This is a genomic window from Sphingopyxis terrae subsp. terrae NBRC 15098 (genome assembly GCF_001598815.1).
Taxonomy (GTDB): Bacteria; Pseudomonadota; Alphaproteobacteria; order Sphingomonadales; family Sphingomonadaceae; genus Sphingopyxis; species Sphingopyxis terrae.
This window is the reverse complement of record NZ_BCZQ01000035.1, coordinates 1-14,398: the sequence shown is the minus strand read 5'-3', so window position 1 is coordinate 14,398 and position 14,398 is coordinate 1. Positions and strand designations below refer to the sequence as shown.

Below are 14,398 nucleotides of genomic sequence, written 5' to 3'. Positions count from 1 at the left end.
ACGGACCCCGTGAAAATCTATCTCGTCTCGCTGGGCGCCGGGCTGCTCGCCGGTCTTGTCTACAGCCTGCTCGGTGTCCGTTCTCCCGCTCCTCCGGTCGTCGCGCTCGTCGGGCTCGCCGGAATCCTGCTCGGCGAACAGATCGTCCCCGTCGTAAAACGGCTCGCCGATACCACCGAACTGGCCCGCTTCGTCCGCGAAGACTGTGCCCCCCAAGTGCTCGGCACGCCGGCGCCGCGCACAGAGCACGACGCATGAACCCGATCACTCGACGCCAGGCGCTTGCCGGCGCCGCCACCACCGCCCTTCTCTCATCATCGGAAAGCTTCGCCATGAGCCCCAAGGATCTGATCATCGTCAACGCCAAGGTGACCACGCTCGACAAGGGCAATCCCGTCGCCGAAGCGGTCGCGATCCGCGACGGAAAATTTCTGAGCGTCGGCAGCGAGCAGGCGGTCCGTGCCGCCGCCGGGCCCGATGCAACCCTCATCGATGCCAAAGGCCGCCGTCTGATCCCGGGACTGATCGACAGCCACATCCACGTCATCCGCGGCGGGCTCAACTATAATATGGAATTGCGCTGGGACGGCGTGCCGAGCCTCGCCGAGGCGATGGCGATGCTGAAACGCCAGGCGGAAAACACCCCGCCGCCGCAATGGGTGCGCGTCGTGGGCGGTTTTACCGAGCATCAGTTCGCCGAAAAGCGCCTGCCGACGCTCGACGAGATCAACGCCGCGGCGCCCGAGACGCCGGTGTTCATCCTCCACCTCTATGACCGCGCGCTGCTCAACGCCGCGGCGCTGCGTGCGGTGGGATATACGAAGGACACACCGAACCCGCCGGGCGGCGAAATCGTCCGCGACGCCGCCGGAACCCCGACCGGCCTGCTGCTGGCGCAGCCCAATGCGACGATCCTCTACGCGACGCTCGCCAAGGGTCCGAAGTTGCCCGAGGAGTATCAGCTCAACTCGACGAAGCACTTCATGCGCGAGCTCAATTCATTGGGGGTCACAAGCGTCATCGACGCGGGCGGCGGCTTCCAGAATTATCCCGACGATTACCAGATCATCGAAAAACTGCACCAGGATGGCGAGTTGACGCTGCGCATCGCGTACAACCTCTTCACGCAAAAGCCGAAGGAAGAGCTCAAGGATTTCGCGACCTGGTCGACCCAGGTCAAACCCGGCGACGGCGATGACACCTATCGTCACAATGGCGCGGGCGAGATGCTCGTCTATTCGGCCGCCGACTTCGAGGATTTCCGGGTCGAGCGGCCCGACATGCCGGCGAACATGGAAAGCGACCTCGAACCCGTCGTCCGCTTGCTCGCGGAACGGAAGTGGCCGTGGCGGCTCCACGCGACCTACGACCAGACGATCGGGCGCGCGCTCGACGTCTTCGAAAAGGTCAACCGCGACATCCCGCTTCAGAGCCTCAACTGGTTCTTCGACCATGCGGAGACGATCAGTGAGCGCAACATCGACCGCATCGCCGCTCTCGGCGGCGGCATTGCGGTCCAGCACCGGATGATGTTCCAGGGCGAATATTTCATCGAACGCTATGGCGCCAAGGCCGCCGAGGCGACCCCGCCGATCAAGCGGATGATGGAGGCAGGAATCCCCGTCGGCGCCGGCACCGACGCGACGCGCGTTGCGAGTTACAACCCGTGGGTCTCGCTCTCGTGGCTCGTGACCGGCAAGACGCTCGGCGGCACGACGCTATATCCCGTCCGCAACCGCCTCGACCGCGAAACCGCGCTGCGCTTGTGGACCGAAAAAAATACGTGGTTCTCGAACGAGGTCGGCAAGAAGGGACAGATCAAGGCCGGCCAGCTTGCCGATCTCGCCTTGCTGTCGGACGATTATTTCAGCGTCGCTGAAAGCGAGATCGTGCATCTGCGTTCGGTGCTGACCATCCTCGGCGGCAAGATCGTGCATGGCGAGGGCGATTATGGCCCGATCGCCCCCGCGCTGCCCAAGCCGATGCCCGACTGGTCGCCGGTCGCGACCTTCGGCGGCCATTATCGTCGGCCCGAAGGCGCGCAAAAGATGGCGGCGGCGTGCGGCTGCGCTTCGTCCTGCGCCGTCCACAGCCACGATCATGCCGCGGCGCTCGGCGCCAATATCCCCGCCGCCGACGTCCAGAGCTTCTGGGGCGCGTTCGGCTGCGGTTGCTGGGCGGTCTGACCGATGAGCGCGCCCGCCCCCATCGCCCGCCTGCTCGGCACCCGCGGCTTCTCAACCCTCGCTGCAGCGCTTCTTACCTTGCCTTATTGGACGAGCGGCATCGCCAAGCTGTTCGACCTCGACGGCGCGCTCGGCGAGGCGCGGCATTTTGGGCTCGAACCTGCGATACTCACCGTCATCGCAACTATATTCGTCCAGATCGGCGGATCGCTGCTCGTCATCCTTGGCCGCCAGGCGTGGCTCGGCGCGGGCGCGCTCGGCGTGTTCACCGCCGCGGCGACGCTGATCGCGCATCCCTTCTGGCAGGTCGCCGACCCGATCGCGCGCTTCCACGAACGCAATACTTTCCTCGAACATGTCGGACTGATCGGCGGCCTGATGCTCGCCGCGATCCTGCGGACGCAAAAATCATGACCGACACGGCTTTCCCTCCCCCGCGTCCGCTCGCAAGCCCGCTATTCCGCGCGCTGTGGATTGCTACGGTCGTCTCGAACATCGGGACCTGGATGCACGACGTCGGAGCGGGCTGGCTGATGACCTCGCTGTCGCCCGATCCGCTGATGGTCGCATTGGTGCAGGCCGCGACAACCTTTCCGATGTTCGTCCTCGCGCTTCCCGCCGGAGCGCTCGCCGATATCGTCGACCGGCGCAAGCTGCTGATGGGGGCGCAACTGTTCGGCCTAACCGGCGCGGCAATTCTGTCGGCATTGACGCTCGCGGGTCTGACCGACGCCCGGATCCTGCTCGCCTTTACCGCCGCCATCGCGATTGGCGCGGCCTTCTCGGCGCCCGCCTTCCAGGCGATCGTCCCCGAACTCGTGCCAGGACCCGCACTGCAACAGGCGGTCGCGCTCAATTCGCTGGGCGTCAACATCGCGCGCGCGATCGGCCCCGCGCTCGGCGGCCTGATCATCGCAGCATCCGGGCCGGGCGCGGTATTCGCCGTCAATTCCCTTTCCATCCTCGGCATCCTGGCGGTGCTCGCGCGCTGGCGGCGCGTCGCTCCCGATCGGCACCTGCCCGCCGAGCATATGGTCGGCGCGATGCGCGCCGGCTTGCGCTATGCGCTGCGCGCGCCCGAACTCAAGGTCGTGCTCGTCCGCTCGGTCGGCTTCTTCCTCTTCGCCAGTGGCCTCTGGGCGCTGCTGCCGATCATCGCGCGCCGCGACCTTGGGCTCGGCCCGCTTGGCTATGGCGGCCTCCTCACCTTCATGGGATTGGGCGCGATCGGCGGCGCGATGCTGATGCCAAAGCTGCGCGGCACAATGGGCGCCAATGCGATCACCCTCGCCGCCTCGATCCTGCTCGCCATCGCCATGGCGGGCTTGTCCCAGACGGCGCAATTCGCGACCGCCGCGGCGGCGTTGTTCGTCGCGGGACTCGCATGGATCGCAATGATGGCGTCGCTCAACGGCGGCGCGCAGGCAACCTCGCCGGGCTGGGTCAAGGCGCGCGCGCTCGCCATCTACCTGCTCATTTTCCAGGGTTCGATGGCGGCGGGCTCGACCTTGTGGGGATCGATCGCCTCGCACATCGGCGTGCCATCGACCCTGCTTGCCTCCGCCACTTTGCTCGTTGTAGCGAGCCTGATCCTCGCCTGGCGCTTTCCGCTCGACCGCGCGAGCGCGCTCGATCTTGCGCCCTCGTCGCATTGGCCTGCGCCGCTTGTCGACGGCGCGGTCGAACATGACAGCGGGCCGGTGCTGGTGACGATCGAATATCACGTCGACCCGGCGAAGCTGTCCGACTTCTTCGCCGCAATGCAGGCGATGCGCCGCATTCGCCGCCGCGACGGCGCGATCCACTGGGGTGTTTACGAGGATACCGCGGCGCCCGGCACGGTGGTGGAAACCTTCACCGTCGAAAGCTGGCTCGAACATTTGCGCCAGCATGATCGCGTCACCAACGCCGACCGCGTGCAGCAGGACGCGCTCGCTGCCTTTCTGAACGGCGAGGCACCAGTGGTGCGCCATTTCGTCACCCGCTGATGCGGCACCTCCTGCTCCTCGCCGCGCTCGCGCCCGCAACGGTTTTTGCGCAATCGGTCGAGCAGACCAATTTGCGCTATGACGAGGATTGGTCGCTTCTGCGCGACGTGCCGCGCGAAGGCTGGCGGCAGCCCAAATATGTGCCGCTCGATGACACGGGCGATGCCTATCTGAGCCTTGGCGCCGAAGCACGAGCGCGTTTCGAGGGCTTCGGCAACAATCTTTGGGGCGATCCGCCCGCTCCCGACGACGGCTATCTCTGGCTGCGTGTCATGCCGCATGCGGATCTGCACGCCGGCCCGGCGCGCGTCTTCGTGCAAGGTATCGCCGGCTATGCGCGCGGTGTCGGCGCGGGCAAGGGGCCGGCCGACGAAAGCGGGATCGACCTGTTGCAGGGTTTTGCCGACGTCCGCGTCGCGCTCGGCGGCGCCGGCAAGCTGACGCTGCGCGGCGGGCGTGAACTCGTTGCGCTCGGGTCAGAGCGGCTTGTCGGCATCCGCTATGGCCCCAATATTCCGCAGGCCTTCGACGGCGTGCGCGCAATCGCGGATATTGGCCCGGTCCGCCTCGACGCATTTCATCTCCGCCCCGTGGCGATCGGTGCCGGCGATTTCGACGACCGCACGTCAACGACCCGGCGGCTCGACGGGCTTTACGTGACCGTCACGCCCGCCAAGGACATCGGGGTCGACGCCTATTGGCTGGAATATACCAATGAAGCCGCGCGCTTTGCCAGTCGCACCGGGCGCGAAATGCGCGACACTTTCGGGCTACGCTTCTTCGGACGCCGCGGCGACCTGGGCTGGAATTGGGAAGCGATGCTCCAGCGGGGCCACTTCGCGGGCGACCATATTCGCGCCTGGTCGCTCGCGACCGAAACCAGCTGGAGCTTTCCGCAGGCGGCCCTGAAGCCGCGCCTGCGCCTTCGCGCGAACATCGCCAGCGGCGACCGCGATGCCACGGACGACAGCCTCGGCACCTTCAATGCGCTATTCCCGAAGGGCAAATATTTCGGCGAACTGTCGCCGATCGGGCCGCGCAACATCATCAACCTCCATCCCAGCGTCGATTTCGACCTTGGTGATGGGGCGTCGCTCGAACTCGTCGCCGCACGTTTCTGGCGAGAAAGCCCCGGCGATGGCATTTACGACATACCGGGCGACATCATCCGTCCCGCTGGCGGCAGCGAAGCGCGCCACATCGGCGACCAGCTGGAAATTTCGGTTGCTTGGCAAGCGACGACGCTTCTGTCCTTCGCCGCCTCGCTCTCCGCCTTTCGCCCCGGCTCTTATATCCGCGACACCGGACCAGCCCGCACGATCCATATGGTTGGAGCCGAGGCAATGCTGAAACTCTAGAGATCGATCATCCCGGCTAGCTCGGCGTCATCCTGTCCGAGCTCGACAAATTGTTCGAGCAGCCACAATGCCGCCGGGCCAGGCGGCGTATCACGGCGCCAGACGCCCGCAAAGCGATAGGTCCCTCCCGGATGATCGGGCATCGCAAGCTGGATCAGCGTTCCCGTGACAAGATCGGACTCGATCATCGGCAGCGGCATATTGCCCCAGCCTATGCCTTCGCGCAGCAAAGCGTGCTTGGCGCCGAGATCGGCAAGTCGCCAGGTCTTGGGGCTCGTCACCGAATAGTCGCGCCCCTCGGTGAACCGCGATCGGTCGGTGAGGACAAGCTGCGTATAGTCGCGTCCCGCGCCCGGCGGGATACGTTCCATCCGGCTAAGCGGGTGGTCGGGCGCGGCGACCGGGACCATCGGGATCGATCCCGCCGCTATGCATTCGACCCCCTCGACCCCGGCGGCCAGCGGCCCCGATATGCCAAGGATCGCCTTGCGATCGAGAACCATTGCGGTAATCGCCCCCAGCGCTTCGACATGAAGCCGGAGCTGCACCGTCGGGAACTCGGTCGCAAAGGCACGCAGCACCTTGCCGAGCCTTTCGGACGGCAGCATCACGTCGACCGCGAGATCGACCTCGGCCTCCAAGCCGTCGAGCATCCCCTTTACCTTGGCGCGCAGGCCATCGATTCCGACGGAAATCGCGCGTACTTCCGACAACAGCGCGCGGCCCGCGACGGTGAGTTGCGGTTTGCGCGTTCCCTCGCGCTCGAAGAGCGTGAGGCCGAGCTGCGCCTCAAGATTGGAAATACCGTAGCTGATCACCGAAACCGCGCGATTGAGCTGACGACCCGCCGCCGCGAAGCTGCCCGTGTCGACGATAGCAAGGAAGATGCGAAGCTGGTCCAGCGTCGGGGTACCGGGATTGTTCACTTTTCCATTTCCTCGAACAGTTCGATGCAATTTATCCCACTGAACCAAATGACGGGCAATGTCTAAAAGCTTCTCAACGGCAGCCACCCCGGCGCGCCCTGGAGACACAAAATGATCGAACTTCGCCCTTTCGACAGCCTTGGAGGCGCCAATCACGGCTGGCTCGACGCCAAGCATCATTTCTCGTTCGCGGGCTATCACGATCCCGCGCGCACCAGCTGGGGCAATTTGCGCGTCTGGAATGACGACACGATCCAGCCGCAAACCGGCTTCCCGCCGCATCCGCACCGCGACATGGAAATCATCACCTATGTCCGCGAAGGCGCGATTACGCATCAGGACAATCTCGGCAACAAGGGCCGTACCGAAGCCGGTGACGTGCAGGTCATGAGCGCCGGAACGGGTATCCGCCATTCGGAATATAATCTCGAGGACGTTACCACGAAGATCTTTCAGATCTGGATCGTTCCGACCCGCAGCGGCGAAGCGCCGCAGTGGGGCGCCAAGCCTTTCCCCAAGGGCGAACGCTCGGGCAAGTTCGTCACGCTCGCCTCGGGCTACGACAATGACAATGACGCGCTGCCGATCCGCACCGACGCGCGCGTCGTCGGCGCGACACTGCGGGCCGGCGAGACGGCCGAATATCCGCTCGGCAAGGACCGCAAGGCCTATCTCGTCCCGGCGACGGGCGCGGTGCAGATCGACAACCTCCGCGTGAATGCACGCGATGGCGCCGCGATCAGCGATGTGGACGTATTGCGCGTGACAGCGATCGAGGACAGCGAGATCGTCCTCGTTGACGCAGCATAACGACAGGTTGGAGCGTCGCCATCGCGGCGGCGCTCCACCACAGGAGAAAATAGATGATCCAGTTCAGGGATCGCGGCGCGCGTGGCCGTCACCAAGGCGGTCAGATCGACGCCCACCACAGCTTCTCCTTTGCTGACTATAACGACCCCAGGCATATGGGATTCCGGGCTCTTCGCGTGCTTAACGAAGACCGCGTCGTCCCCGGCGCTGGCCTCCCCGAGCACGGCCATCAAGACATGGAGATCGTGACGATCGTCCTGAAAGGCGCCGTTGAGCATCGCGACAATCTGGGCAACAATGCGACCATTCGCGCGGGCGAGGTGCAGCGGATGAGTGCCGGCACCGGCATCCGACATAGCGAGCGCAACCCCAGTGCCGACGAACCCACCCATCTGCTCCAGATATGGATCATTCCGGCCGAGGCCGGCGGCGCGCCTTCTTACGAACAAAGGTCGTTTGCCGACGACGGTGCGCGGAACCGTTGGGTCACGATAGCAAGCGGCGATGCGCGCCGCGAATCGCTGACGCTGCGGCAGGATGCGGTGATAGCGATCGCCCGGCTTGACGACGGCCAATTGATCGAACGACAAATCGACCCGAAGCGAGGCTATTGGGTTCAGATAATCAGTGGCATCATCGGCCTCAATGGCACCAAAATGCGCGAAGGTGACGGCGCCGCGATAGCAAGATTGCTCAGGATGACAGGATTGCGCCAGTCTCGCACGATGAAGGGCGCCATCAGCTTGTAAAGTATCTGCACCGCGAGCAGTGGCGCGGCGAGCAACGGCTGGCCGAGCAACAGCAGAAGCACCGAAAGGATCAGGATCGCGGCATAAATGCTTAGCAATATGCCCCGCGCCGGACTCGGCGGCCCCCATGCCTCATCGGCCCAGCGGGCGCCGCGCGCAAGACCCAGGCAAACCGGTATGAGGACCGCTACGTTGAGCAGGAGCGAGACGTAAAGCATCGGCGTCATGGTTCAGCCTTGCGCGCGCACCGGACCGAGCAGCATCGCCCGCGCATCGCCGCGGCATCGGTAGCTCAGCCACAAGAGATAGAGTGACAGGAACAGCATCCCGCCAAAAACCGCGACGAGGCCCAGCAGAAGCGATGCCGCGCTGAAATGCCCCCGCCACGCGGTCCAGAGGCCGGAGAGCAGCAGGAAGCAGAAGAAGTCGAGATTGAACTGGCCGGGCCAACTCATTGCCGCCATGTCGCCGAAAAAGACCGGCAGCAGATTCCAGCCGTGATGCGCGATGGTGACGCCGGTATAGGCGATGATGACGACCAAACAGATCGCCAGAAACAGCCGAAACAAGGTCATGCCAAATCCCCTCCCGATTCGCCCTGCGGCGATGCTTCCAGATAAAGGCAGCGCGCGAGCATCGCACAAAGGCCGATGCTGCCGGTCGCCAGGACGAAGAGGGTCCAAGGAACCACCCGCATCCCGACCGATCGCGCGCGCGGCAGGAGCAGCGACCAGGCGGCGCCGACCGCGAGCAGCAGATCGAACCAGATCTGATTGCCCCAAACGCCGGCCTGATGAAGCGGCCAGAAGCCGACCCAGCCGCCGGTAAGCCCAGCGTAACCGCTCCAGATCGCGAAGAGCGATGACGCAGCCGCCGCCAGCAGCCAGCTACCGCGCGCTCTGGCCGGGCGCGCGATTTTGACAAAGATGAAGGCGACAAAGACCAGCGCCGCGCCAATGGGCGCAAGCTCGAACAGCTTATGGTCAGGTCCGTAAATCATCAGATGCGAATCCATGTAGCAGTTGCTACATTCATATCGATCGCTAGCAGCGGGCGCAAGAGGTGAAGATGGTCAGCCGCGAAGAACAGCGTGCACGGGTCGAGGCCGCTCTGGCAGCGCATTTGCTCGACCATGGGCTCGCGCAGACGAGTTTGCGCGAGCTCGCGCGCGCGGCGGCGGTCAGCGACCGGATGCTGCTTTATTATTTCGCCGACAAGGCCGAGGTGCTGGGCTGCGCCGCGCAGCGGATCGCCGCGGACCTTGCCGGGCATATTGGCGAAGCGGTCGGCGAAGGCGAGAGGCTCGCACCGCTTGCCCTCCTCGAACGCGCCGGGGCACTCGTCACGCGCGCCGAAATCCGGCCCTATATGCGACTATGGGTTCAGATGATTGCAGCGGCGGGCCGCGGCGAAGCCCCTTTCCCCGCCATCGCCGAAGCGATGCTGGCCGGCTTCCTGGCATGGGTCGAGGCGCATCTTGCGATTGACGAGGCCGCCGATCGGCAGGCCGTCGCCGCGATGATCGTCGCGGCGGTTGACGGTCTCGCGATCATCGACATCGGCCGCGGGCCCGATCTCGCGGCCCGCGCTGCGCTCGCCATCCCCCATCTCGGTCGCGCTCTCTGATATGGAAAAGGCCGCCCCTTGCGGGACGACTTTTCCATCGCCAGCCAGCATGGGCTGCGCTCAGACAAGCGGCCGCTCCATGACCGAGGCCAAGCTCGCCAGCGTGTCAAACGCCGCATGCACGATAAGTTAGCCGCAAATGGACGCCCCCTCGCACGGCAATTATGTTCGCGTCGGACCGGTCGCCGCGAAAGCCGGTTGCGTGCCGCTCGCGCCGGGCTATGCTTGAGGGCGCATCGGCCCGAGGCGCGCGATGCCGGGTCGTAAGATGGCCTGCTGCCGGCGCATCTTCATGCGCTCCGCAGGAATATTCCATACCGCACTATCGAGGTCGATCTCCGACCACAGGGCTTTACGCAGCTCTCCGGGCCTGGCCATCACATGAGGCGCAATTTGACACCCGAGCCGCGTAATCGTGTTTCCGGTGTATGCATCGATAGACCGCAGCAACGCACCAACTGCCTCCGGTTCCAAGAGCGCAGCGTGGTGCGTCACACGCGGGGCGATCAGCGCCCCCCGCAACACGGCAGCAGGATCGCTCTCTCCTCTTCCAGTCGCGACCGCATAGCGGAAGACCCTGCTGGCGAAGGAGCGGGCGCGACGCGCCGTTTCATATTGGCCGCGCGCCTCGATCCTTTTGAGCACAGCCAGAACCTCAACGGGCTTGAGGTCGGCGACAGGCATGGTCGCGATAGGCTTGAGCTGGTCGAGGAGCCAGCTCGCCTTCACCGTCGTCGCATCGGCTCGCCCCTCGGCGACCGACTTGTCGATATACTCCTTGGCAATGTCACCGAACGTGTTTCCGGCATTGAACTGCGCGATCAGCTTCTGGCGCTTGCGCTCGGCAAGCGGGTCCACGCCCTCGCGCAACTTACGCCGGGCATCGTCGCGCAATTGCCTCGCCTCGGCCAAGCGCACTTCCGGATATGCCCCGAGCGCGATGCGGTTATCCTTTCCGAGGTGCCGATACTTGAAGCGCCAGAGCTTTGCGCCTGTCGGGCGCACCTCCAGATAGAGACCTCCGGCGTCCGCGCGTTTGTACGGACGGTCTTCCGGCTTAAGCGAACGGATCATAACATCGGTAAGGGACATCGACTCAACTCCTGCAAGCAGGTCTCAGCCGGTGCGACATCTCAAGCCAGCGATGGGGCCACCAGAAAATGGCCGTGGGGCCATCGCCTATTCCGGTGGCCCCATTTCGAGTGAGATCGAGTGGAATATCCTCGGACACCAAAAGACAGGATCAAGGAGAAAATGGCAGATTTCTGCCGTTTTGTCGATGGTTCTGGGATGTCAGGAGAGGGGTAAATGGTGCCCAGAAGAGGAACGCAACGGGGCGCCAAAGCGACGGATTTCTCACGCAAATCAGCAACGAGATATCGCCGAAACCATCATAGGAACCATCACAGATTTTGGCAAGTGACCGGCCCCCGCCGAGTGGTCCGGGCTATATGTTAGTGCATTGACGCCTCCATCGCCAGTGTTGGCCGTAGGTGGAGCGAAGCGGAACCGGAGGGCGACACTGGCGATGGAACGACTTCCGGAGCCGGTGGTCGATACCCGAGCGAGCTATGCGGCCGGACGGTGTTGTAATGCCGCCGCCAGGCTTCGATCAGTATCCGGGCCTCCGCGAGCGAGTAGAAGATCTCGCCGTCGAGCAGTTCATCACGCAGGGACCCGTTGAAACTTTCGCAATAGCCATTCTCCCATGGCGATCCGGGCGTGATTTAGAGCGTCTTCACGCCGACCTTCGCCAGGCATTCCTGCACGGCGGTCGCGATAAACTCCGGGCCATAGCACATTGGGAAGCAGCCTTTCGAAGGGCCGCGATGCCTTGATGGAGACAAGGGCGCGTAGCGCCCGCCGGCTTCATCAAGGCAGTCATGACCTGCCAGCAGGTCTCTAAAGAGAAGTTGTCGACACAACCCTTTGGAGGCTGACCGATCATGACCAAGCTGTATTCTACGCCACCCGACGCCGTCCTGGTAGCCATCGATATGTCGAAGCACCGCCAGGAGGTTCTCCTCGAACGACCGGAGGGCGGCCGCCGACGCCGTATGACCGTCATGGCAACGAAGGCGGACTATGACCGGCTGGCGGACGATCTGACGACCATCGGTAGGCCCGTGATCGTCGGCTTTGAAGCAACCGGCAACTATCACCGCACGTTGGCGCATCGATTGCTGTCCGCCGGGTGCGAACTGCGCCTGATTTCGTCGGTCGCCTTGGCCCGGACACGCGAAGCGCTGCACAATGGCTGGGACAAGAATGATTCCAAGGACGCGCAAGTCATCCTGCACATGCTGAAGGTCGGCGCGACCCAGCGCTATGTCGATCCGCTGGCGGCAGGGATCAACGATCTGCAGGAGATGTCGAAGACGCATGAAGCCATATCGAAGGCGAAGACCCAGACCTGGCATCGGATCCTCACGCATTATCTGCCACTGTATTTTCCGGAGATCGAGCGTTTCGCCGGCAACAGCCGGTCCGACTGGTTCCTGGCGTTGATCGAACGCTTCCCGACGCCGGGCAGCATCACCTCGATCGGACGCGAGGCGTTCACCGAACAGGCCTGGCCGCTGATCGGTCGCAAGGTCTCCAAGGCCCGGGTGGTCAACGATATTTACGAGACCGCCTGTGCATCGATCGCGCTGCCGATCGACGAAGATTCCACGGCGGTCGCCATGTTCCGCATGGTCATCGCCCAGGCACGCACCCTGATTCAGCAGCGTAACGAGATCGAGCGGATCGCCCATGACGCGCTGGCGACGAACAGCGATTATCAGCTCCTGCGCATGATCCCCGGTATCGGTCCGATCAACGCCCTGACGATCCTGGCCGAGGCCGGCGATCTGCGCCGGTTCAGCCACCATCGCCAGTTCCTCAAGTTCTGCGGCCTCGACCTCGCTACCTACCAGTCAGGGATATTTCGGGGGCGGACGAAGCTATCAAAGTACGGCAATGCCCGGCTGCGACGCACCTTCTGGATGGCAACGCAGGTCGCGATCCGACAACCCAACAACAGCTTCCGTGACAAGCTCTCCCGCTATGTCGATGGCCATGCCGACGACCCCGATCGCCGCCGCAAGGCGATGACCGCTCTCACCGCCAAGATGGCGCGCGTCGTGCACGCCGTCATCAAGGCGGGAACCGAGTACCGCCCGTTCGTCGAACGGGCGGACACCAGATGGAAGGACCCCTCTCTGCTGTGCCGTGAGGGCGCTACGGCGACCCTGTAGATAATGTTCGGGCCTTCCATCTGGCATGCGTATCTCATCTTAAGGACGGTGAGGACCACGATCCCGATGATCGATGGATCCTATGTTTGCTATGGCCGAGAGCGCCTTCCTTGACGATGGAAGCCATCTGGATCATAAAATCATCAGCGCCGATCACATTCGGCGCAACGAGATCTGCTGGCCTGTTCCCGCCGCTGCTTCCCAACATAGGACGTTGTCCGACCGTATATGCGCCGGCGGCCCGCGCGTGACGAACAATTCGGCCAGCGCCGCAAGCACGTCGTCGCTCTTCAGCTTACGCGCTACCGGCAACGCCATGCACTCCCGGCTCGCCTCGTCGATGATCGACAGGATCCGATATTTGCGGCCATCATGCGTCCGCCCTTCGACGAAGTCGTAGGACCAGACGTGGCCGGGATACTCGGGCCGAAGCCGGATGCACGATCCGTCGTTCAGCCAGAGCCGCCCGCGCCTCGGCTGCCTTTGTGGGACCTTCAGTCCCTCGCGGCGCCAGATACGCTCAACCCGGCTGCGGTTCACATGCCACCCCGCATTGCGCAGCAACGCCGTCACGCGCCGATAGCCATAACGACCATATTGCTGCGCCAGCGCAATGATATCCTCGGTGAGAGCCGCTTCGTCATCTGCCCCGCGAGGCACCTTGCGCTGTGTCGATCGATGTTGCCCGAGCACGCGGCAGACCCGCCGCTCGGACACCGGCATCATCGTTCTGATATGATCGATACAGCGCCTGCGGCGCGCGGGGCTCAGAAGTTTCCCCGGGCAGCTTCCTGCAGGATCAGCTTGTCCAGCGTCAGGTCCGAGATCGCACGACGAAGCCGCTGGTTCTCTTTCTCCAGATCCTTCATCCGACGCGCCTGGTCGGTCTTCAGGCCGCCATATTCCTTGCGCCACCGATAATAGGTCTGCTCGCTGATCGCGATCCGCCGACATGCTTCAGCCGTCGTCGCCCCCTGCGCTAGCACAACTTCCGCTTCACGCAGCTTGCCGATAATCTCTTCCGGGCGATGCTTCTTGCTCGGCATTCATAATCTCCTTCGTAATCCAAAATATCATCAATTTTGGACCACTCAGAAGGGGGCAGATCAGGAGGACCTACGCCTCGTACGTTTCGAGCAGGATAATGGCGGCCATACCTATTACGGCACCTATACTGCCTACAGCGGCAAGGCGATCTCCTCGGAAATCCTCCAGACCCGCGATTTCGAGACGTTCGAGCTTCGCCCGCTGGTCGCGTCCGTCAAGGTGGTGTAATTTCGGCTGTGGCCGTGGGCCATCGTCAGGCGGCTTTGGCGGTGATGTGTAGGGGCTGATTTTCCTCCTCGATCATGGGTTGGTTGAGTTCGGCCATGCCTTCGATCTGCATGTATCGGTGCTGGAGCTGCCACTCGTCGTTCTGCTCCATCAGCACAGCCCCGACGAGGCGGATGATGCTGTCTTCGTTCGGGAAGATTCCGACGACGTCGGCGCGGCGCTTGACCTCCTTGTTGAGCCG

At 63.8% G+C, this 14,398-nt stretch carries 14 protein-coding genes and 3 pseudogenes; 10 read left to right on the top strand and 7 right to left on the bottom strand.

All coding sequences use genetic code 11. The annotated features are described in order from the left end of the window. Nucleotides 1–9 precede the first annotated feature (9 nt). The 5 genes from STE01S_RS17425 to STE01S_RS17405 are packed head-to-tail and all read left to right on the top strand — an operon-like array spanning nt 10 to nt 5,532. Nucleotides 10–258: a XapX domain-containing protein gene (locus STE01S_RS17425; protein ID WP_062770064.1), complete on the top strand. Its 249-nt coding sequence runs from the start codon at nt 10–12 to the stop codon at nt 256–258. Then, a complete protein-coding gene (locus STE01S_RS17420) occupies nt 255–2,186 on the top strand; it encodes an amidohydrolase (RefSeq protein WP_062770061.1) in 1,932 nt (643 codons plus the stop codon). The genes STE01S_RS17425 and STE01S_RS17420 overlap by 4 nt, the downstream gene beginning before the upstream one ends. Before the next feature lie 3 nt (nt 2,187–2,189). After that, entirely contained in the window at nt 2,190–2,600 is a 411-nt protein-coding gene (locus tag STE01S_RS17415) for a DoxX family protein (RefSeq protein ID WP_062770059.1), read from the top strand. Then, the gene (locus STE01S_RS17410) at nt 2,597–4,174 is read left to right on the top strand and encodes an MFS transporter (RefSeq protein ID WP_062770056.1); all 1,578 of its coding nucleotides are present in this window, start codon (nt 2,597–2,599) and stop codon (nt 4,172–4,174) included. The genes STE01S_RS17415 and STE01S_RS17410 overlap by 4 nt, the downstream gene beginning before the upstream one ends. Beyond that, entirely contained in the window at nt 4,174–5,532 is a 1,359-nt protein-coding gene (locus STE01S_RS17405) for an alginate export family protein (protein WP_062770053.1), read from the top strand. Before STE01S_RS17410 ends, STE01S_RS17405 begins: the two co-directional genes overlap by 1 nt. Here the strand turns inward: STE01S_RS17405 and STE01S_RS17400 are convergent. Beyond that, nucleotides 5,529–6,458 (bottom strand): LysR family transcriptional regulator, encoded by a 930-nt coding sequence (locus STE01S_RS17400; protein WP_062770050.1) that lies wholly within the window; start codon nt 6,456–6,458, stop codon nt 5,529–5,531. The two genes, STE01S_RS17405 and STE01S_RS17400, sit on opposite strands and share 4 nt — an antisense overlap. Nucleotides 6,459–6,569: 111 nt before the next feature. Between STE01S_RS17400 and STE01S_RS17395 the strand changes: the two genes are divergently transcribed. Then, on the top strand, nt 6,570–7,268 hold the full coding sequence (locus tag STE01S_RS17395; protein ID WP_062770047.1) for a pirin family protein: 699 nt from the start codon (nt 6,570–6,572) through the stop codon (nt 7,266–7,268). A 53-nt stretch (nt 7,269–7,321) separates the two neighbouring features. Further along, complete coding sequence (locus tag STE01S_RS17390; RefSeq protein WP_062770045.1) at nt 7,322–8,017, top strand: pirin family protein; 696 nt, start codon at nt 7,322–7,324, stop codon at nt 8,015–8,017. A gap of 230 nt (nt 8,018–8,247) precedes the next feature. Here the strand turns inward: STE01S_RS17390 and STE01S_RS17385 are convergent, their stop codons facing one another. Together STE01S_RS17385 and STE01S_RS17380 are read right to left on the bottom strand one after the other, a co-directional pair. Further along, the gene (locus tag STE01S_RS17385; protein ID WP_058812931.1) at nt 8,248–8,592 is read right to left on the bottom strand and encodes a hypothetical protein; all 345 of its coding nucleotides are present in this window, start codon (nt 8,590–8,592) and stop codon (nt 8,248–8,250) included. Next, nucleotides 8,589–9,017, bottom strand: a complete 429-nt coding sequence (locus tag STE01S_RS17380; RefSeq protein WP_162928315.1) for a hypothetical protein — start codon at nt 9,015–9,017, stop codon at nt 8,589–8,591. The genes STE01S_RS17385 and STE01S_RS17380 overlap by 4 nt, the downstream gene beginning before the upstream one ends. Before the next feature lie 68 nt (nt 9,018–9,085). Between STE01S_RS17380 and STE01S_RS17375 the strand changes: the two genes are divergently transcribed. After that, nucleotides 9,086–9,643 (top strand): TetR/AcrR family transcriptional regulator, encoded by a 558-nt coding sequence (locus tag STE01S_RS17375; RefSeq protein ID WP_062770039.1) that lies wholly within the window; start codon nt 9,086–9,088, stop codon nt 9,641–9,643. 219 nt (nt 9,644–9,862) lie between these two features. On the opposite strand, the gene STE01S_RS17370 is transcribed toward STE01S_RS17375, so the two are convergent. Both STE01S_RS17370 and STE01S_RS19835 read right to left on the bottom strand, forming a co-directional pair. After that, nucleotides 9,863–10,717: a tyrosine-type recombinase/integrase gene (locus tag STE01S_RS17370; protein ID WP_255266009.1), complete on the bottom strand. Its 855-nt coding sequence runs from the start codon at nt 10,715–10,717 to the stop codon at nt 9,863–9,865. 380 nt (nt 10,718–11,097) lie between these two features. Next, nucleotides 11,098–11,436, bottom strand: a pseudogene (locus STE01S_RS19835) (integrase core domain-containing protein); the annotation flags it as partial. A 153-nt stretch (nt 11,437–11,589) separates the two neighbouring features. Between STE01S_RS19835 and STE01S_RS17365 the strand changes: the two are divergent. Beyond that, a pseudogene (locus tag STE01S_RS17365) lies at nt 11,590–12,886 on the top strand (IS110 family RNA-guided transposase). 209 nt (nt 12,887–13,095) lie between these two features. Here STE01S_RS17365 and STE01S_RS19830 read toward each other — a convergent pair. Then, nucleotides 13,096–13,928 (bottom strand): annotated as a pseudogene (locus STE01S_RS19830) (IS3 family transposase); the annotation flags it as partial. On the opposite strand from STE01S_RS19830, the gene STE01S_RS20985 reads away from it, so the two are divergent. Beyond that, nucleotides 13,918–14,157, top strand: coding sequence for a hypothetical protein (locus tag STE01S_RS20985; protein ID WP_082813400.1), 240 nt, complete (start codon nt 13,918–13,920; stop codon nt 14,155–14,157). The pseudogene STE01S_RS19830 and the gene STE01S_RS20985 sit on opposite strands and share 11 nt — an antisense overlap. A 25-nt stretch (nt 14,158–14,182) precedes the next feature. Here the strand turns inward: STE01S_RS20985 and STE01S_RS17350 are convergent. Further along, on the bottom strand, nt 14,183–14,398 hold a 216-nt coding region (locus STE01S_RS17350; protein WP_174531814.1), incomplete at its 5' end, for a transposase.